The organism is Methylosinus sp. Ce-a6, from assembly GCF_009811655.1.
In the GTDB taxonomy this organism is placed as follows: Bacteria; Pseudomonadota; Alphaproteobacteria; order Rhizobiales; family Beijerinckiaceae; genus Methylosinus.
Map to the genome: position 1 here is coordinate 1 of NZ_BGJX01000034.1, position 17858 is coordinate 17858.

Annotated in this window: 16 protein-coding genes; 6 read left to right on the forward strand and 10 right to left on the reverse strand. The window is 64.1% G+C overall.

What is annotated here, in order from left to right; genetic code table 11:
• Positions 1 to 75: 75 nt before the first annotated feature.
• Positions 76 to 729 carry a phosphoribosylanthranilate isomerase gene (locus Mspo_RS16315; protein WP_159731577.1) on the reverse strand — a complete coding sequence of 218 codons (654 nt, stop codon included), beginning with the start codon at positions 727 to 729 and terminating at the stop codon, positions 76 to 78.
• A 219-nt stretch (positions 730 to 948) separates the two neighbouring features.
• Between Mspo_RS16315 and hpnH the strand changes: the two genes are divergently transcribed.
• On the forward strand, positions 949 to 2100 hold the full coding sequence (gene hpnH, locus Mspo_RS16320; protein WP_159731579.1) for an adenosyl-hopene transferase HpnH: 1152 nt from the start codon (positions 949 to 951) through the stop codon (positions 2098 to 2100).
• Here the strand turns inward: hpnH and Mspo_RS16325 are convergent.
• From Mspo_RS16325 to Mspo_RS16335, 3 genes are all read right to left on the reverse strand, one after another.
• On the reverse strand, positions 2041 to 2751 hold the full coding sequence (locus Mspo_RS16325) for a phosphorylase (protein WP_244613507.1): 711 nt from the start codon (positions 2749 to 2751) through the stop codon (positions 2041 to 2043). The genes hpnH and Mspo_RS16325 overlap by 60 nt on opposite strands.
• Before the next feature lie 7 nt (positions 2752 to 2758).
• Positions 2759 to 4735, reverse strand: a complete 1977-nt coding sequence (gene shc, locus Mspo_RS16330) for a squalene--hopene cyclase (protein ID WP_159731583.1) — start codon at positions 4733 to 4735, stop codon at positions 2759 to 2761.
• 84 nt (positions 4736 to 4819) lie between these two features.
• Positions 4820 to 5128: a helix-turn-helix domain-containing protein gene (locus tag Mspo_RS16335; protein ID WP_159731585.1), complete on the reverse strand. Its 309-nt coding sequence runs from the start codon at positions 5126 to 5128 to the stop codon at positions 4820 to 4822.
• 218 nt (positions 5129 to 5346) lie between these two features.
• On the opposite strand from Mspo_RS16335, the gene Mspo_RS16340 reads away from it, so the two are divergent.
• Complete coding sequence (locus tag Mspo_RS16340) at positions 5347 to 5718, forward strand: Rieske 2Fe-2S domain-containing protein (RefSeq protein WP_159731586.1); 372 nt, start codon at positions 5347 to 5349, stop codon at positions 5716 to 5718.
• A gap of 76 nt (positions 5719 to 5794) precedes the next feature.
• Positions 5795 to 6547, forward strand: a complete 753-nt coding sequence (locus Mspo_RS16345) for a hypothetical protein (RefSeq protein ID WP_159731588.1) — start codon at positions 5795 to 5797, stop codon at positions 6545 to 6547.
• A 350-nt stretch (positions 6548 to 6897) separates the two neighbouring features.
• Here the strand turns inward: Mspo_RS16345 and rpsD are convergent, their stop codons facing one another.
• Positions 6898 to 7515: a 30S ribosomal protein S4 gene (gene rpsD, locus Mspo_RS16350; RefSeq protein ID WP_159731590.1), complete on the reverse strand. Its 618-nt coding sequence runs from the start codon at positions 7513 to 7515 to the stop codon at positions 6898 to 6900.
• Between the two features lie 515 nt (positions 7516 to 8030).
• On the opposite strand from rpsD, the gene rpmB reads away from it, so the two are divergent.
• Positions 8031 to 8324, forward strand: a complete 294-nt coding sequence (gene rpmB / locus Mspo_RS16355; protein ID WP_159731592.1) for a 50S ribosomal protein L28 — start codon at positions 8031 to 8033, stop codon at positions 8322 to 8324.
• A 470-nt stretch (positions 8325 to 8794) separates the two neighbouring features.
• Here the strand turns inward: rpmB and cobT are convergent, their stop codons facing one another.
• Positions 8795 to 10714 (reverse strand): cobaltochelatase subunit CobT, encoded by a 1920-nt coding sequence (gene cobT, locus Mspo_RS16360; protein WP_159731594.1) that lies wholly within the window; start codon positions 10712 to 10714, stop codon positions 8795 to 8797.
• Positions 10715 to 10977: 263 nt separating this feature from the next.
• Here cobT and Mspo_RS16365 point away from each other — a divergent pair, with 263 nt between their 5' ends.
• Positions 10978 to 13464 (forward strand): bifunctional diguanylate cyclase/phosphodiesterase, encoded by a 2487-nt coding sequence (locus Mspo_RS16365; RefSeq protein ID WP_159731596.1) that lies wholly within the window; start codon positions 10978 to 10980, stop codon positions 13462 to 13464.
• Between the two features lie 10 nt (positions 13465 to 13474).
• On the opposite strand, the gene Mspo_RS16370 is transcribed toward Mspo_RS16365, so the two are convergent.
• The 4 genes from Mspo_RS16370 to Mspo_RS16385 all read right to left on the reverse strand — a co-directional run bounded on the left by Mspo_RS16370 (position 13475) and on the right by Mspo_RS16385 (position 16555).
• The gene (locus tag Mspo_RS16370) at positions 13475 to 13894 is read right to left on the reverse strand and encodes a hypothetical protein (protein WP_159731598.1); all 420 of its coding nucleotides are present in this window, start codon (positions 13892 to 13894) and stop codon (positions 13475 to 13477) included.
• Positions 13891 to 14583 carry a hypothetical protein gene (locus Mspo_RS16375; protein ID WP_159731600.1) on the reverse strand — a complete coding sequence of 231 codons (693 nt, stop codon included), beginning with the start codon at positions 14581 to 14583 and terminating at the stop codon, positions 13891 to 13893. Before Mspo_RS16375 ends, Mspo_RS16370 begins: the two co-directional genes overlap by 4 nt.
• Before the next feature lie 761 nt (positions 14584 to 15344).
• Positions 15345 to 16235 (reverse strand): ImmA/IrrE family metallo-endopeptidase, encoded by an 891-nt coding sequence (locus tag Mspo_RS16380; protein WP_159731602.1) that lies wholly within the window; start codon positions 16233 to 16235, stop codon positions 15345 to 15347.
• On the reverse strand, positions 16235 to 16555 hold the full coding sequence (locus Mspo_RS16385; protein ID WP_244613508.1) for a helix-turn-helix transcriptional regulator: 321 nt from the start codon (positions 16553 to 16555) through the stop codon (positions 16235 to 16237). Before Mspo_RS16385 ends, Mspo_RS16380 begins: the two co-directional genes overlap by 1 nt.
• Positions 16556 to 16714: 159 nt before the next feature.
• Here Mspo_RS16385 and Mspo_RS16390 point away from each other — a divergent pair, with 159 nt between their 5' ends.
• A complete protein-coding gene (locus Mspo_RS16390) occupies positions 16715 to 17854 on the forward strand; it encodes a metallohydrolase (RefSeq protein ID WP_159731606.1) in 1140 nt (379 codons plus the stop codon).
• Positions 17855 to 17858 lie beyond the last annotated feature (4 nt).

Sequence of the window (17858 nt, forward strand, 5' to 3'; positions counted from 1 at the left end):
AAACCTTCGTCGTTCTGGCGTCGATCCAGATCGCAATCAGGCGGCTCGCGCGATAGTTGTCTTTTGAGTCAGGTTCTAAGAATTGCCGGTATGCCGCGCCGCCGAGACAAAAGCCGCGATCTTCGCCTCGTCCTTCACGCCCCGCTCGCGCTCGACGCCGGACGACACATCCACCGCCGGCGCGCCGGTCGACCGCACCGCCTCCGCCACATTGGCGGGGTCGAGCCCGCCGGAGAGCATCCAATTGCCCCCCGAATAGCCGCGCAGCAGCTCCCAGTCAAAAATGGCCCCGGCGCCGCCGGGGACGGTGGCGCCCGGCGCCGGCTTGGCGTCGAACAGCAGAAGATCGGCGACGCCGCGATAGGCCGCCGCGCTTTCGACATCGGCGGCGCTCGCGACCCCTACCGCCTTCACGACCGGCAGGCCGAAGCGCGCCTTCACGGCGGCGACGCGCTCTGGCGTCTCCTTGCCGTGCAACTGCAGAAGGTCCGGCGCGAGAGCGGCGACAATGGCGTCGAGCGTGGAATCGTCGGCGTCGACGACGAGCGCGACCTTGGCGATGCGCCCGGCGGCGGCGGCGGCGCCGAGGTCCCGGGCGGTCTCCAGCGAGATATGGCGGGGGCTCTTCTCGAAGAAGACGAAGCCGGCCATGTCGGCGCCCGCGGCGATCGCCGCCTCGAGCGTGGAGCGCGTGGACAATCCGCAGATTTTGATGACGACGTCCGACAATCTTCCCTCTCGCGGCCCGTTGATCGCGCGAGGACCCTATCATGATCCGCTCGGGCCGGAAAAACGCCAATCCGCGCGGCGACATTCGGGGTGGGAGCCCGGTTTGCGCAGCCGAGCTTTCGTGTTAGACGGAGCCTTCCGACGCTCGCGCGCGCGTCGAAGCCGGGCGGTCGCGGCGCCGCCCTGTCGAAGAGCCGGTCCCGAGAAGGAACAGCTTTCTTGTCCATTCCGCTTCGCTATATCATGTCGATCGGCGGCTATATTCTCCGCCAGCACCTTTCCGGACGCAAACGCTATCCGCTGGTGCTGATGCTGGAGCCGCTGTTCCGCTGCAATCTCGCCTGCGCCGGCTGCGGCAAGATCGACTATCCGGATCATATTCTCGACAAACGGCTCTCCGCGGAGGACTGCCTCGCCTCGGTGGACGAATGCGGCGCGCCTGTCGTCGTCATCGCCGGCGGCGAGCCGCTGCTGCACAAGGAGCTGCCCAGCATCGTCGAAGGGATCATGGCGCGCAAGAAATTCGCCATCGTCTGCACCAATGCGCTGCTGCTCGCCAAGAAGATCGATCAATATCAGCCGAGCCCTTATTTCACCTGGTCGATCCATCTCGACGGCGACGAGGAGATGCACGATCGCGCGGTGAGCCAGAAGGGCGTCTATAAGCGCGCCGTCGAGGCGATCGCGCTGGCGAAGTCGAAAGGCTTTCGCGTCACCATCAACAGCACTTTCTTCCAGGACGCCGATCCCGTGCGCGTCGCCGATTTCTTCGACGAGGCGAAGCGCCTCGGCGTCGACGGCATGACGGTTTCTCCCGGCTACGCCTATGAGCGCGCGCCCAATCAGGCGCATTTCCTCAATCGCGCGCGCACCAAGGAGCTGTTTCGCGGCATTCTGCGGCGGGGACGCGGCGGCAAGGCCTGGTCCTTCGTGCAGTCGGGCCTGTTCCTCGATTTTCTCGCCGGCAATCAGACCTATCATTGCACGCCCTGGGGCAATCCGGCGCGCACCGTCTTCGGCTGGCAGCGTCCCTGCTATCTTCTGGGCGAGGGCTATGCGCCGACTTTCGCGCAGCTGATGGAAGAGACCGATTGGGATTCCTACGGCGTCGGCAATTACGAGAAATGCGCCGATTGCATGGTCCATTGCGGCTTCGAGGCGACCGCCGTGAAGGACGCCGTCGCGCGTCCGTGGAAGGCGGCGCTGGTGGCGCTGCGCGGCGTGAAGACGGAAGGCGATTTCGCGCCCGAGATCTCGCTCGAGAAGCAGCGGCCGGCGCAATATGTCTTCGACAAGAATGTCGCGACGCTGTCAGAGCTCCGAGAGGCCGAGGCTAAGGAGCGGGCCGAGAAGGCGCCCACAGCGGCCTAGGGCCGCCGAGGATTTGCGGAAGTCGAGGCCGGCGAGGATCAGATCGCCGATCTGCCGCGGCTCGCGGAAAAGATCGCGGAACACGGCTCCGAAATCGACGCCGCCGTCCGGAGTGACGGCGGTGGTGGCGAGGGGCGGCAGCGCGCGCGCCGCCGGATCATTGACGACGCGCACGACGGCGAGCGGCAGGCCTCGCCGATCGGCGAAATCCGCGGCGATATGCGTCTCCATGTCGACGACGGCGGCGCCGGTCCTCGTCCGCAGCGCGGCCTTGGCCTTGGGATCGAGGACGGGCGCTTCCACGCCGGCGATGACGCCCGAGACGATCTTGCCGCCGGAGGCGCCGAGCCCCTCGCTCAGTATGGCCGAGAGCTCGGCGCTCGTTTCATAGCGCTTGCCCTCCGCGACGACGGCCGAGCCGATGACGACATCGCCCGGCCGCAGGCTCGGGTCCAGACCGCCGGCGATGCCGAAGCTGACGACGCCGGCGAGCGCAAAGCCCTGCGTGCGCTCCAGCGCGGCGCGCAGGCCCTCGGTGTCGGCGCCGCTGCAGATCGGCACCAAGCCCTCGCCCTCCGCGCAGGCGCGCTCGCTGAGCAGCCCCGTGATGATGAGAAAGCGCGGGGGCTCGACTTCATCGGGGCCGTCCAAGCGGCGTCTAGAGTCCGGTCTGGACAATTTTGCTATTGCCCCTTTCGAGGTTACGGTAGCGCGCGAGCGCCCAGAGCGGGAAGAATTTCGCGTAGCCGTGATAGCGCAGATAGAAGACGCGCGGGAAGCCCGTCGCCGTGAAGCGCTCCTCCTTCCACAGCCCGTCCTCGCCCTGATGGGCCTGAAGATAGGCTATGCCGCGCGACACGGCCGGATGATCGACCTCGCCCGCCGCAATCAGCGCGAGCACGCCCCAGGCCGTTTGCGAGGCCGTGCTCGGAGCCTTCTCATAGCCCCGATAGTCGAGCCTATAGCTGTCGCCGTGCTCGCCCCAGCCGCCGTCCTCGTTCTGGATCGCGACGAGCCAGTCGACGGCGCGGCGCATGGCGCGATGCTCTCCCTTCAACCCCGCCGCATTGAGCGCGCAGAGCGTCGACCAGGTCCCGTAGATATAGTTCATGCCCCAGCGGCCGAACCAGCTGCCGTCCGGCTCCTGCTCGGCGAGCAGATAATCGACGCCTGCTTTCAGGCAGGGGCTGGTCTCGATCGTGTCGCCGAGCTGCGCCAGCATGGAGACGCAGCGCGCCGAGACATCCGACGTCGGCGGATCGAGCAGCGCGCCATGATCGGCGAAGGGGATGTGGTTGAGATAGTAATATTCATTATCGGCGTCGAAGGCGCCCCAGCCGCCGTTCTTGCTCTGCAGCCCTTCGACCCACTCGCGCGCGCGGGCGATGCGCTCGTCGTAGGGCCGGTCCGAGCGGCCGTTATGGGAGCGGTCCATCGCCGTCACCACGACGGCGGTGTCGTCCACATCCGGATAATAGGCGTTGGCGTATTGAAAGGCCCAGCCGCCGGGACGCACATTCGGCCGCTGCGCGGCCCAGTCGCCCTTCACATCCAGCACCTGGAGCGGCGCGAGCCAGTCGAGCCCGGCGCGGGCGCGCGCCTCCTCCTCCTCGCCGCCGACCTCGAGCAGCGTATGGCAGGCGAGCGCCGTGTCCCAGACGGGCGAGACGCAGGGCTGGCAATAGGCCTCGTCCTCCTTGACGACGAGCAGGCGCTCGATCGACTCGCGCGCGAGCCGCACGCGCTCGTCGTCGGCGGGGACGCCGAGCACGTCGTACATCAGCAGGGTGTTGACCATGGCGGGGAAAATGGCGCCGAGACCGTCGACGCCGTTCAGCCGCTCGGTGACGAAGGCTTCCGCCGCCGCAATGGCGCGCCGGCGCGGGCCTTTGGGAAAATAAGGCTCGGCGGCGCGCAGAAGCTTGTCGATCGCGCCGAAGAGGGCGATCAGCGCCTTATGCTGATGCGCGCCCTTGGGCCATTCCTTCACCTCCTCGGGCGGCGTCGTGAACAATTCGCCGATATGCACGCCGAGCCGATTGACGGCCTGCGGCTTCAGCGTCTGCAGCACCAGCAGCGGCACGAGGACGGTGCGGCCCCAATAGGAGATCTTGTCGATATGGAAGGGGAACCATTTCGGCAGCAGCATGATCTCCACCGGCATGGCCGGCACGCCGCGCCAGGGAATCTCGCGATAGAGCGCGAGCAGCGCGCGGGTGAAGACATTGCTGCGCGCCGCGCCGCCATTGGCGAGGATCGCCTCGCGCGCGCGCTTCATATGCGGCGCGTCGATGTCGTCGCCGATCATCTTCAGCGCAAAGTAAGCCTTCACGCTGGCGCTCATATCGAAGCCGCCCTCGTGGAACAGCGGCCAGCCGCCATGCGCGCCCTGGATGCGGCGCAGATAAGCGGCGATCTTGCCCTCGAGCGCATGGTCGATCGGCTCGCCGCGGAAATGCCGCATCAGCACATATTCGGCCGGGATCGTCGCATCGGCCTCGAGCTCGAAGCACCAATGGCCGTCGCTCCCGGCGAGCGACTGCAGCGCGCTGGAAGCGCGCGCTATGCTCTCGTCGAGCGCGTCTTGGCGCGCGTCTTGGCGCGGCGGCTCGATCGCAAGGGCGGAGACGGTCATCGGTTCGTGCTCCTTGGCGTCGGCTGTCGATCGGTCATTACAATCCCTTCGTCTCTCTCGATTGCAAAGAATGAGCGCCCAGCGTCACAAATGCGCGACGCGCAGCGCGGGCGCCTCGGCTCCGCTCGGCGGCTTGACGACGATCTCGACATCCTGCCCCAGCGCCACCAGAAAACGCATCAGCCGCTCGACCGAGAATTGCCGGAAATCCCCGCGCAGCATTTTGGAGACATCCGGCTGCTTGACGCCGAGCAGGCCGGCGGCCTCGACCTGCTTCAGGCCGCGTTCCTTCAACAGCCGGCCGATCTTGCCGACGAGCTGCGCCTTGAGCGCGTTTTCCACGCGCGCGAGAGCGGCCGTTTCGTCCGTCGCTGGGGCCTCGGGCGCTCGCATCGTCCGCTTCCTCGAAAAATTCCCTGAAGTCGGGGACGCCCCCTCCCCGGCCCCGAGGGCTGGGGAGGGGGCTCGGCCCGTTTGCCCCGAGTGGCTAAGTATGGTGATTTTCCTATATCGTCAAGCGTCGGAGCCGGCTGGCTCATCGCTTGCTACCCGCCGTCACGTCCGCTCCGGGTCGCACGGGGCGCGGGAGTTTGTTGGAAAGGGGTCAGCCCATGGACGATCTTTTTGTGATTTGTCGAACAGGCCACATAGAGGACGGCCAAGCGACCGGCTTCGTCCTCATGCGCGCCTACGACAGCGGCGACACCAAGCCCTGGCCGATCCTCATCACCCGCAAGGGCAACAACTTCTACGGTTTCGAGAATTCCTGCCCGCATGAGCAGATGCGTCTCGACACCAGCCCCGGCCAGTTCCTCGACGAGGACGGCAATTTCATCACCTGCGGGCGCCACCATGCGCAATTCGACCTCGACACCGGCCATTGCTTCATCGGCCCGTGCCAGGGCGCGAAGCTGACGCCGCTCTCGCTGGTCGTCGACGACGGCGACCTCTGCATCACCGGCGTGATGCTGGCGGACGAGTGAAGACGGGCGCCGCGCCCGAGAGAGGGGCTCGGGAAGCGAGCGCCCACGTGAAGACTGGGGACAGGAAGGACAATCCATGACGGACATGGCGGAACTGCAAAAGCGTAAACAGCCTCTCAATCTGGCGATCGTCTATGTCGATCCCGACGCTTTCATCGCCAATTACATGGGCTGGCTGGAGATCACGACCTTCATCACCGCCCTTCGCGCCGGCGACGCGACGGTTCCCGCCGACGGAGTCACGCCCAAGCTCACGGATCAGCAGTTGAAGGGCGCGGCGGCCGTCAATTACGGCGGCGACGCGCTCTTCGCCTTCTTCATGACCGCCGCGCTCAAGGGCGACAAGGCGGCGGCCGACAAGGTCGAAGCCGCCCTCACCGAGAGCATGGGCAAGGATTTCCCCGGCGCCACCTCTTTGTGGAGCTTCCGCACGCCGATGGACCCGCCGATCAGCCTCGAGGATCATGTCGGCGCCGCCGGCAAGAAGCTCCTGCTCGGCGATATTCCGCCGCCGCCGCTGCGCGCAAAGGAGAATTGGAACACCGGCATACGCTTCTTCGAGCAGGCCCGGAAATCCAATTTCGTCCATGAGATCATGTATCCGCTCGCGGTGTGGAGCCGCGCGCGCTGGGAGGAGACGCTGGAAAAGGGCATCTCCTTCCTCACCCATATCGAGGACAATGTCCCCGTGCTGCGCGAAGTGCTCGAGGAAAAGCGCAATGATCAGGCATTCGTCGCCAATCTGCTGCTGAAATTGGCGCCCGCCATCGATCAGGAGCTCACCGAGGATATGGAGGGCTTCCTGCGCTCGCTCGCGCGGCGCAATTGAACGGCGTCGAGCGCGGCGTATGGCGATGCGTCATACGGTTTTCCGGCTGATCGCTTCGGCCCGGAAATACAACTCCCTCATCCTGAGGCGCTTTTTGCGGAACGCAAAAAGCCTCGAAGGATGCCCCAGGGCGCTTCGACCCTTCGAGACGCCCGCTTCGCGGGCTCCTCAGGGTGAGGGGCTGTTGCTTCGTCCGCGCTGATCAACCGGCGTATCATACGCCGCGGCCGGAGCGCTTCCGGCCGTTCGGCGCACAAAAAAAGCCGAGAGCCTTTCCCATGTGGAAAGGCTTTCGGCTTTTTTGTCGGCCGCGGGGAAGCCGGCCCGAAATCCGGGCCGGCGCATTTCGATCAGCGCGAGTAGAACTCGATGACGAGATTCGGCTCCATCTGCACCGGATAGGGCACTTCGGAGGGCAGCGGCACGCGCGTGAGCTTGGCCGTCATCTTCTGATGGTCGACGTCGTAATATTCCGGCACGTCGCGCTCGGCGAGACCAACCGCCTCGAGCACGATGACGAGCTGCTTGGAGCTCTCCTTCACCTCGACGACATCGCCCGGCTTCACCAGATAGGAGGCGATATTGACGCGCCGGCCGTTCACCTTGATGTGGCCGTGATTGATGAACTGGCGCGAGGCGAAGACGGTCGGCACGAATTTGGCGCGATAGACGACCGCGTCGAGGCGGCGCTCCAACAGGCCGATCAGATTGTCGCCAGAGTCGCCCTTCAGCCGAATGGCCTCCGCGTAATATTTGCGGAACTGCTTCTCGGAGATATTGCCGTAATAGCCCTTGAGCTTCTGCTTGGCCTTGAGCTGCGTGCCGAAGTCGGAGAGCTTGCCCTTGCGGCGCTGACCGTGCTGGCCGGGGCCGTATTCGCGACGGTTCACCGGGCTCTTCGGGCGGCCCCAGATGTTCTGTCCGATGCGGCGGTCGATTTTATATTTTGCTTCGGCGCGTTTCGTCACTTGCCGGCGTCCTCTTTTTCTCGCAGCCTCGCGGCGCGCGAAAAACGAGACGCCGCGCCCGGCCTCGGCAGAGGCGAGCGTCGCCGAACCACGTTCCCGCGCGGCGAGGACTTGCCTCTCGCGTCATAAGAACGCGCCCTCCTCTGCCGGAATGCCGGCCGACAGGTCGTTCAAGGAACGGCCGCGGGTGCGCGCCGGCGAAGGTTTCCCCGCGCCGGACCGGGGGTGATTATCCGCGCGAGGGGCGGAAGTCAAGAAAATGCGCTAGAGCGCTTTCCGATCGAACGGAATCGTTCGAGCGATCGGAATTCGTTCCAAGCAAGAAAAGCTAGACTGGATCATTTGCCGATCGCGCGGCGAGGCCCCTGTTGACCATACGGCGCCGGAGCCTCTATAAGACCGGCCAACCAAGGGCTCGCCTCCCGGGGCGTGGAGCCTTTGTGCGATTTTCATATCATACGGCCATCGAATGGCGCGGGCATTCCGCGCTCCGCGCCGATCGAAAGGAAAAGACAATGTCCCGCCGTTGCGAACTGACCGGCAAAGGCGTGCAGACGGGCAATCTCGTCAGCCACTCCAACCGCAAGACGCGCACCCGCTTTCTGCCCAATCTGGTCAATGTGACGCTCTCTTCGGAGACGCTGGCGCGCTCCGTGCGGCTGCGCGTCTCGGCGGCGGCGCTGCGCTCGGTCGAGCATCGCGGCGGGCTGGACGGGTTCCTCGTCAAGGCGCGCGACACGGAGCTCTCCGACGACGCCCGCGCGCTGAAGCGCGAGATCGTCAAGAAGCTCGCCGTCGCGAGCGCCTGACGCCAGCGAAGCGATCACGACATAAAATAGACCCCGCGCCCGAAAAGAGCGCGGGGCCGTTGCTGTTTGGCCGCCCTTGTCGACGCGAGCCCTGAAGACGCGCGCCGGCAATCGCTCCGGGCGGCGTGTCAGCCCCAGATCGACAAAGCTACGCTGAGCAGCAGGGGAAGGGAGGCCAGCGAGAAGATCGCGGCGACGCACAGAACCCTCTGGACGTCGAGCGGCTCATAGGACGCCGCGGGCAAACCCGCCTTTCGAACTTTGCCAAAGGAAATCATACGCAACTCCCTCGTCACTCTCGGGCGGCCGATCGCTCGGACGTCCGATCGTCACTTCACGCGCACCACACGGTCGCGCCGAAATATTAATGCAACAGCCGCCCTGAAGGTTCCCGCCGCCAACTCGGTTTCGGCGCGGTCGAGCGCTGGGTGAAATTAACCCGATCTAAACTTCTTCACCATTCCGGTGAATCACTCAGCAAGGGCGTGGACCCGCGGGCGCGGCGCGACTCGCTGCGGCGCGGGCGAGGGGCCGGCGTTCTCGCTGAACAATTCGGCGAGCTTCTCCGTCATCGCGCCGCCGAGCTCCTCGGCGTCGACGATCGTCACCGCGCGCCGATAGTAGCGCGTCACGTCATGGCCGATGCCGATGGCGATGAGCTCGACCGGCGACTTGGTTTCGATCTCCTGAATGACATGCCGCAAATGGCGCTCGAGGTAATTGCCGGGATTGACGGAGAGGGTGGAGTCGTCGACCGGCGCGCCGTCGGATATCATCATCAGAATGCGCCGCTGCTCCTGGCGCGCCAGCAGGCGGCGATGCGCCCAATCGAGCGCCTCGCCGTCGATATTCTCCTTCAACAGGCCCTCGCGCATCATCAGGCCGAGATTTCGGCGCGCGCGCCGCCAAGGGGCGTCGGCGGCCTTGTAGATGATGTGGCGAATATCGTTGAGGCGGCCGGGGTTCGGCCTCTTGCCGTCGGCGATCCAGGTCTCGCGCGACTGCCCGCCCTTCCAGGCCTTGGTGGTGAAGCCCAAAATCTCGACCTTCACGCCGCAACGCTCCAGCGTGCGGGCGAGAATGTCGGCGCAGGTCGCCGCCACGGTGATCGGCCGGCCGCGCATCGAGCCGGAATTATCGAGGAGCAGCGTGACGACCGTGTCGCGGAAATTCGTGTCCTTCTCGCGCTTGAAGGAGAGCGGCTGCTGCGGATCGATGACGACGCGCGGCAGACGCGCGGGATCGAGCATTCCCTCCTCGAGATCGAACTCCCAGGCGCGGTTCTGCTGCGCCATCAGGCGGCGCTGCAGGCGATTGGCGAGCCGTCCCACGACAGAGGAGAGATGCGAGAGCTGCTTGTCGAGATAGGAGCGCAGGCGGTCGAGCTCCTCCGTGTCGCAGAGCTCCTCGGCCTTCACGATCTCGTCGAAGCGCGTCGTATAGGCGCGATAATCGCCGCCGGAGCGGTCGGCGGAAGTGACCTGCGGCCGGCGCGTCTCCATCGCTTCGTCTATGTCGCCGGATTCGATCTCTTCCAGCATGTCGCTGTCGAGGACCTCCGCCGCTTCGCTCTCGCCCTTCTCGAGCGCTTCCTCCGAGGCGGTGGCGGTCTCCATCTCGGAGGAGCCCGATTGCTTCTCCTCCTCGGTCTCCTCGCCCTCGGCCTCGTCCGGATTTTGCGGCTGGTCCTCGCTCGGCTCCTCGGCGTCCTCCTCGCCGCCGGCGCTCTCGCCCTCGAGCTCGAGCGCCGCGAGCAGGCGATGCGCGAGCTGAGCGAAGCCGCGCTGATTCTCGATGGCGCCGGCGAGCTTGTCGAGATCGCCGCCGGCGCGCTCCTCGATCCAGGGCCGCCAGAGATCGACGATCTTCTGGCCATGCGGCGGCGGCGCCATGCCGGTGAGACGCTGGCGGGCGATGAGCGCCAGGGCCTCCTCGAGCGGCGCGTCCTCGCGGACCTCGATCTCCGAGAAACGCGCGCGCTGATAGCGATCGTCGAGCATGGCCCCGATATTGGCGGCGACCCCGTCCATGCGGCGGGAGCCGATCGACTCGACGCGCGCCTGCTCCAAAGCGTCGAAGGCCGCGCGCGCGTCCGCCGTCTGCGGTTGCATCCGGCGATGGACGGCCTCGTCATGGCAGGCGAGGCGCAAAGCGATCGAATCGGCGTGGCCGCGCACGATCGCCGCATCATGGGCGGTGAGCTTGCGCGGCGGCTCCGGCAGGCGCGCCTTGGCCTTGTCGTCTGCGCCCAGAAGCGCGGCCCGCTCCGGCGAAAAGGACACCTCGAGCTCCGAACGCTTCGCCATGGCGCGCATCGCGCCGGCGACGGCGCGCTTGAACGGCTCCTGCGGAGCCTCCTTGGGCGTGGCTGCTTTGCGATTGGATGCCATGGGAGTCCGTTCGATCTCTTTGCGCCCGCCTCCTGGGCGAGCGGTCCTTATAGCCTATGTCGGATCGGCAGTTATGAAAATCGGGGACGAGAAGCTCGGACAGCGCAATCCTGCGGACAAAAACTTTCGTATTATTATCAATATATTGAGCGATTTTATGACGACACGGTGACACCGCCCGCATCTAAGCCATTGAAAATTTTACTGTTTTTTCAATGCTTGCCCTCACATTGTCGCATGTCGAAAGCCCAACGAGTCGAGCCATGTTCAAGATTGCCTCTCATTATGGCGTCTCCACCGAATTTCGCGATGTGGACGAGCTCTGCTTCAAATGGCAGGTCGAGGCTCCGACGAGAGGACTGCCGCTCTATGAACAGATCGCTCTCGGCAGTCTCGGCCGTCTCGCCGACGATGTTGCGCTCGCCGGACGCGGGAACGACGGCGAATATGAATTTCTCTACGCCGGCGGCGCCTTCGAGGCCTGGCTCGGCGCTTCGGCGCGCGGTCTGCGGCTCGACCGGCTCGAGCGCAATTTTCGGGACGCGGTCGGCGGCGCGCTCGACGCCGCCGGCGCGCGCGGCGCGCCCGCGGCGACGGTCGCGCGCAGCATTCGCGACGGCATGGTCAGGACGCGCGAGATCGTCGCCTTTCCGCTGTCGAGCCGCTGGGGCGGCCCGCTCTTTTTTCTGTTCTCGCGTGAACGCGCCTCGAAATACGATCTCGTCGACGCGATCTATCGCGCGACCGACGACGGGCTGGCGACGCTCGCCGCCGTCCATGCCGGAAAGCGCATCGTCGATTTCGACATTGTGAGCCTCAACGCCAGCGCGAGCCGCCTGTTCGGCGGCGCGGAGCGCGATCTGCAATGGCGGCGCCTCAGCGAGATCGTCCCCGCCTGGATGAGCAATGGAGCCTTCGAGCGGCTCTCAACCATTTTCCATTCGGCGATCGACGACACATTCGAGGTCGCTCATCACGCGGCCGAGGGCGGCGCTCGACATCTGCGGCTCGCCGCCGCGCCTATGGGCGATCTCGTCGCGGTGACGCTGACCGACGTCACCGAGCTCAAGGCGCGCGAGGCTTCGTTCCGCCTGCTGTTCGAGGGCAATCCGATGCCCATGTGGGTGCATGATCCGCAGACGCTGCGCATTGTCGCCGTCAATGACGCGGCGGTCGCCCATTACGGCTATTCACGCGAGCGGTTTCTCGCCTCGACTCTGTTCGATCTCTATGCGGAGGAGGAATGGGCGGCGGTGACGATCGCCCACGAAAATCCGGCGAACCGGCGTCCGTCCGACCGCATCTGGTCCAATCGCACGGCGGACGGGCGCGCGATCGAGGTGCAGAATTACGCGCGCGAGATCGCCTTCGATGACAGTCCGGCGATTCTGCTCGCCATCGTCGACGTCACCGAGCAGCGCGAGCAGGCCGCCCGCATCGCCCATCTCGCCCATCATGATCCGCTCACCGGACTCGCCAATCGCGTGCTGTTCCGCACGCGGCTGACCCAAGGCCTGCAGCGCCTCGAGAGCGCCGACGAGCGCCTCGCCGTGCTCTATCTCGATCTCGACGGCTTCAAGGATGTGAACGACGCCTTCGGCCATCCGATCGGCGACAGGCTGCTCGTCGCCGTCGCCGAGCGGCTGCGCCAGGCTCTCGCGCCCGGCGACATGGTGGCGCGCGTCGGCGGCGACGAATTCGCCATCGTGCAATTCGGCGCCGGCGCGCAGGAGGCCGACCGTCTCGCCGAGCGCGTCGTGACGGCGGTGAGCGTCGGCTATGAGATCGACGGCCATGCGGTGGCCGTCGGCGCGAGCGTCGGCATATCGATCGCGCCCGTCGACAGCGCGGACGCCGATATTCTGCTCAAGAACGCCGACATCGCGCTCTATCGCGCCAAAGCCGACGGCCGCGGCCTGCATCGCTTCTTCGAGCCGGAAATGGCCGCTTCCATCCTCGTGCGGCGCGCGCTGGAGGCCGATCTGCGCCATGCGCTCATCGCCGGGGAATTCCAGGTCTACTATCAGCCGCTGGTCGACATAGCGACGTATCGCATCGTCGCCTCCGAGGCGTTGCTGCGCTGGTTCCACCCGGAGCGCGGCTTGGTCTCCCCCAATGAGTTCATTCCCCTCGCCGAGGAGACGGGCCTCATCGTCCCGATCGGCGAATGGGTGCTGCGCGAAGCGTGCCGCGAGGCGGCGAGCTGGCCGGAGCCGATCGGCGTCTGCGTCAATCTCTCTCCCGCGCAATTCCGCTCGCGCTCGCTGGCGCAGTCGGTTCTGTCGGCGCTGGCGACGAGCGGACTCGTACCGCAACGCCTCGAGCTCGAGATCACCGAATCCGTGCTGCTCGCCGAAAATCACGCCAATCTCGCCTTGCTGCACCAGTTGCGCGGCCTCGGCGTATGCATATCGATGGATGATTTCGGCACCGGCTATTCGAGCTTGAGCTATTTGCGCTCCTTTCCCTTCGACAAGATCAAGATCGACCGCTCCTTCGTGAAGGAGCTGCCGGAGAATCAAGAATGCGGGGCGATCGTGCGCGCGGTGGCGGGCATAGGCCAATGCCTCGGCGTCGCGACCGTGGCCGAGGGCGTGGAGACGCCCGAGCAGCTGGAGCGCCTGCGCGAGGAAGGCTGCACGCAGATGCAGGGCTTTCTGTTCAGCCGCCCGGCGCCGGCCGCCGAGCTGAGACGCATGCTCGTGAATGGCGGCGAACTATCGGCGGTAGCGGTCGTGAGCGCGGCGTGACGTCTTGGTCCTACAATGGCAGCGACCGAAGCTTTACGCTCTTGCCGATCGGGATTTCATGCATCGAAGGCGGAGCGATTAGCTCTGTCACCCTCTCGATCTCGGGCCATTTCCAGACGATGGTGGCGGCGACTTGGTGCAATGGGGTCCTCTCATACGCCGCAGCAAGCACGAAGCCATGAAGTTTCGCGCCACGCAAAGCGGCGCGTTCGGCTCGGTTCTTCAGGATCCGTCCGTCATCCGACACGAACACCCAGATTTCAGACTGCGCCCGCAAATAGTCGATCCATTCGAGGTCCGAGGAATGGCGGCCGTTGGGAAACCCCGGCACGTCCTTCATATGAAACGCTCGATGGCCGAATGAACCTATGAAACCGTCCAAGGTCGACGCCATCACCGGAGCGGTGCAATTGTCGAACAATATTTTCACGCGGCGAGTCGCCGCGCGAGTTCGGCCTCGAAGTCGACTGCCCGCCTCATGGAAGCCAACGAAACGTCATAGGTTTTTGCAGCCTTCTCTATCCCTTCGCTCCGTGCGGCGGCGGCCAGCGCCGCTGTCGGAACGCTCGTCAATGCGTCGATCGGCTGACCGAAGGATCGCGCCGGATCGACGATTATGTTGGCCCGGCGACCGGCCGGCCACCACAGCAACGGGCTCCCTCGTTCGTCGAAGTCGACGGTCTTCAGCAAAGGATCGATGATGTGCTTGAACTCGTATTGACGGCGAAACAAATTCAATAGCTGCTCGCGCTCTTCGCCCTGCTCGTCTTTTTCGGCGACTCGCAGAAAAATATCGCGCCCATCCGTCCGAAACCGATCTGTCGAAAGCGGCCGCTCGTCGCCGATGATTTCTCGCGCGAGCCGAATGGCGGCCCGGACGCGCTGAGGCGAAACGCCATGGCTGATGAATTTCTCGGCGACGCGCGCTTCCATGAGATCGCGGAACCCCAGATAGGTTCGACCATCGTCGAGATCGATCTGAGATTTCCAGAGCGGCTCGTAGTCCTGCTCTCCCGCGCGATGGCCGCGAAGCCAGCGAATGATCTTCCCGGGAGCGATATTGAGAAGGCGGCCCGCTTCCGCAGGGGTATAGAGCCCCACGCCAATCAGCTCGTCCATGCCGGCCTCCCGCGCCGCTATAGATTCAGCGCCAGGAGCTGCTGTCAATAGAGTTCTCACGCGCTCAGGCGCGGCAGTTTCGTGAAGCTCGTCTCGTCGGCCGATCCCGTATATCGAGCCAACTTAAAGCCGATTCGCGCAAAGGCCCAGTTTTCCTCGAATCCTGAAATCGAGACAGATTCAGAATCCAGCTTAAGAGTGACTCATCATCCAACAATTCAAACTTAAAGGCGATTCTTGAGTAGAAAAGCCCAGAAATCCGGCCTTTTTTCGGCTCCAACCGATTCGGAAATCATTCCGCCACGTCCGCTAGCGGGCCTCATAACCGAGCTAGTCCACCTTAGAAGTGATTCGGGGCGGCCATCAGCTCATTGATATTTGAAGATAAAAAATCTCACCCACCGTGTACCGTTCGTTTTACCGACGCCTGACGCGAGGGGGCACGGGGCGGCAGGCCGTCCGAGATCGAGGCGGAGGTCGAAGCCAACGTCGAGACCGTCTCCGCGCTGTTCGAGGCCCCCGACGCGGGGAGGAGCGCGCCTTCCCGACCGCCATCGTCCTTCCGGCCGGCGCCTGCGCCGACGAATTCCGCTGGTTCGACGACCTCGGGTGGCGACCGATCCCCCGAGAGACCAAAGCCTTCCTTTCCGTCGCGGACGAGGACGGCTTCAAAGAGACGACCCTCGCCGCCGATGAACGGTTCCCCACGACGGCCGCAGCGGCGGTGGCGTTTCACTTCTGAGGAATAAGGGCGTCTCCGACTAAGTCTTCGAGCCCCTCGTAAACCGATCGACGACGTCGTCCGTATGATATGCCAGCGGGGGCGTGTATCGAAGTTCGCGTGGAAGGTGAAGAAGCGTGACGCACCAGTCATGCGCCTTGTAGCAGATTGTCGCTTCCTCAGTTTCCTCGGGAAACCAAACCCCAGCAGGATGGACGGCATGCGCTCGCCCATCCGAATCATAATCACCTCGAACGGCCATTGATTCATCGGGCAGCATGAATGGCTCAGCGGACGTACGGAAAAATCGTCGCGAATTCAGGGCGGGCCCGCTCGACCGCGACCAGAGCGCACCACCGTCCCGCGACACCACCAGAACGGCGCGCCTTTCCGTGTAATCCAACCATCGCAGGATCGCGGCGACGAGGGAAACGCCGTAGCGTTCCTTGCAGGCCAACAGATCCTCCAATGTCGGCTTTTCGGTTGGAGGAATTCGAGCTTTGAAGTCGTCGAACGGCATCAAAAGGTAGGCAGCGAATTCGTCGGCCTCCTTTTCGATCCCTTTGCCATTCCGACGCGTGACGACTTTTTCATCGCATTTTATGCCGTCGGGCAAATCATGCCTGTGAGCGAGGTAATGCCCGAACTCATGGGCGAGGGTAAATCTCTTTCGACCCTCTGATATCCCGGAATTGTTGTAGATTATGGCCCACCCGTCGCGCGGCTCGCCCAGAGGATAAAGAGCGCCTTCAAATCCGGGCAGACTTCCACCTTTTATCGCTTTCAGCGGATCCTTCGGGTACCGGCTCGCGGATACCTCCATGGCAATTTTCTCGACATCGACCGGGAAGCGATCCCCCGGCGCCGCCACCTCCCATAGAGCCGTCATATCCAAGGCCCATCGCACAGCCGTAAATTTCTTGTCGGACATCACTTTTTCTGAATGATTTCGAGCATCTTCCGGATCTGCTCTTTCTGATCCGGCTCCATCGTCTGATACTTTCTGAAAAATGCAATATCCGTCGCGTCGGCTTTTTCCTGCTGGCCGCTGGTGCCCATCAGATAATCGACGGTCGTGCCGAGCGCCTCTGCAATTTTCGTGAGCTTGTCAGCCGACGGTCGCGGCGGATTCTTGTTTTCCAGCTCCCAGATGTAGCTCTTGCTCGACCCGGAAAGTTCCGCGAGCTGCTCCAAGGTCAATTTCTTCTCTTTTCTCAGCGCCCGGATTTTTTCCCCAAAGGCGTTGCTCATGACCCGGTCCTCCGATTGGTCCTCCCCGCCCAAACGGCGAAGTTCAGAGTAGACGCACATAAAGTCGTTGACAAGAGGTAAATTCCGGAGTTAGGAAGTTCGGAGTAGACGTATTTCTATAGACGGAACCCAGAACGGCGTGCGCCTGGAGAACTGATAATGACAGCCAAGACAACCCACTTCCCCGTCGACAATGGCGACATGACCCTCATCGAGACCGAGAACGGGCGTCGCATCCTGATCGACTGCAACATCCGAACGTCGGCGGAAGACGAGAACGACGACACCCCCAACGTCGCCAAGCAGCTCCGGGACCGTCTCAAGCAAGACGCCCAAGGTCGCCTCTACGTCGACGCCTTCCTGCTCTCGCATCCCGACGAAGACCACTGCCGCGGTCTGAAGAGGAACTTCCATCTCGGACCTCCGGACGCTTGGTCCAAAAAGGACGACAAGATCATCATCCGAGAGATGTGGTCGTCGCCTATCGTGTTCCGCAGGGCTTCGAAAAACCACAAGCTTTGCGAAGATGCGGACGCATGGGCCGCCGAAGCTCGCCGGCGCGTCAGAAAATTCAAGGAGCTCGGCTGCTGCCCGGATTTAGAGCGTATCAAGATCCTCGGCGCGGACGTCGACGATAAGACGGACAAACTTACGGCTATCCTAGTCATGGTGGACACCGACTTTTCGACGATCGATGGCAGCTACGACTACACTTTTTCGGCCCGCCTCATCGCCCCGATTCCTCCGGGCGACGATCAGGAAGAGGAGATGCTGACGAAGAACGACTCCAGCGTCGTTCTCAACATATCCCTCCGTAACAAGCTCGGTCTGGATGGAGCCCGTTATCTTTTCGGCGGTGACGCCGGCGTCGGGATCTGGGAGCGCATCTGGGAGCGCAACATTAATCGCTCGCACGTTCTCGCGTACGACGTTCTGCTCGCCCCGCATCACTGCTCTTGGCACAGCCTTTCTTGGGATAGCTGGTCGGAAAAAGGCAAGGACGCGAAGGTTTCATCCGACGCGCGCAGCGCGCTCGGCCAAGCGAACGCCGGCGCCAAGATCCTCGCGAGCAGCGACGAGATCCACGACGACGACAACGATCCTCCCTGCATCCGGGCGAAGCGCGAGTATGAGGACATCGCGAAGGACGCGAAAGGCAAGTTTCATTGCATTGCAGACGGCGCGGGCGACGACCCCTACGAGCTGGAGGTCACGTCCGGCGGGGTGAAGCCGGTCTCCAAGCAGTCCGTCACCACGTCGAACAAGGTTATCGGCTCCCAGCCTCTGCACCACGGATGAGCGA

Coding starts and splice junctions, on each gene's coding strand:
- Mspo_RS16390 (WP_159731606.1), top strand. CDS start 16,715: ATGACAGCCAAGACAACCCACTTCCCCGTCGACAATGGCGACATGACC.
- Mspo_RS16385 (WP_244613508.1), bottom strand. CDS start 16,555: ATGAGCAACGCCTTTGGGGAAAAAATCCGGGCGCTGAGAAAAGAGAAG.
- rpmB (WP_159731592.1), top strand. CDS start 8,031: ATGTCCCGCCGTTGCGAACTGACCGGCAAAGGCGTGCAGACGGGCAAT.
- cobT (WP_159731594.1), bottom strand. CDS start 10,714: ATGGCATCCAATCGCAAAGCAGCCACGCCCAAGGAGGCTCCGCAGGAG.
- shc (WP_159731583.1), bottom strand. CDS start 4,735: ATGACCGTCTCCGCCCTTGCGATCGAGCCGCCGCGCCAAGACGCGCGC.
- Mspo_RS16340 (WP_159731586.1), top strand. CDS start 5,347: ATGGACGATCTTTTTGTGATTTGTCGAACAGGCCACATAGAGGACGGC.
- Mspo_RS16365 (WP_159731596.1), top strand. CDS start 10,978: ATGTTCAAGATTGCCTCTCATTATGGCGTCTCCACCGAATTTCGCGAT.
- Mspo_RS16375 (WP_159731600.1), bottom strand. CDS start 14,583: ATGGACGAGCTGATTGGCGTGGGGCTCTATACCCCTGCGGAAGCGGGC.
- Mspo_RS16380 (WP_159731602.1), bottom strand. CDS start 16,235: ATGTCCGACAAGAAATTTACGGCTGTGCGATGGGCCTTGGATATGACG.
- Mspo_RS16345 (WP_159731588.1), top strand. CDS start 5,795: ATGACGGACATGGCGGAACTGCAAAAGCGTAAACAGCCTCTCAATCTG.
- Mspo_RS16335 (WP_159731585.1), bottom strand. CDS start 5,128: ATGCGAGCGCCCGAGGCCCCAGCGACGGACGAAACGGCCGCTCTCGCG.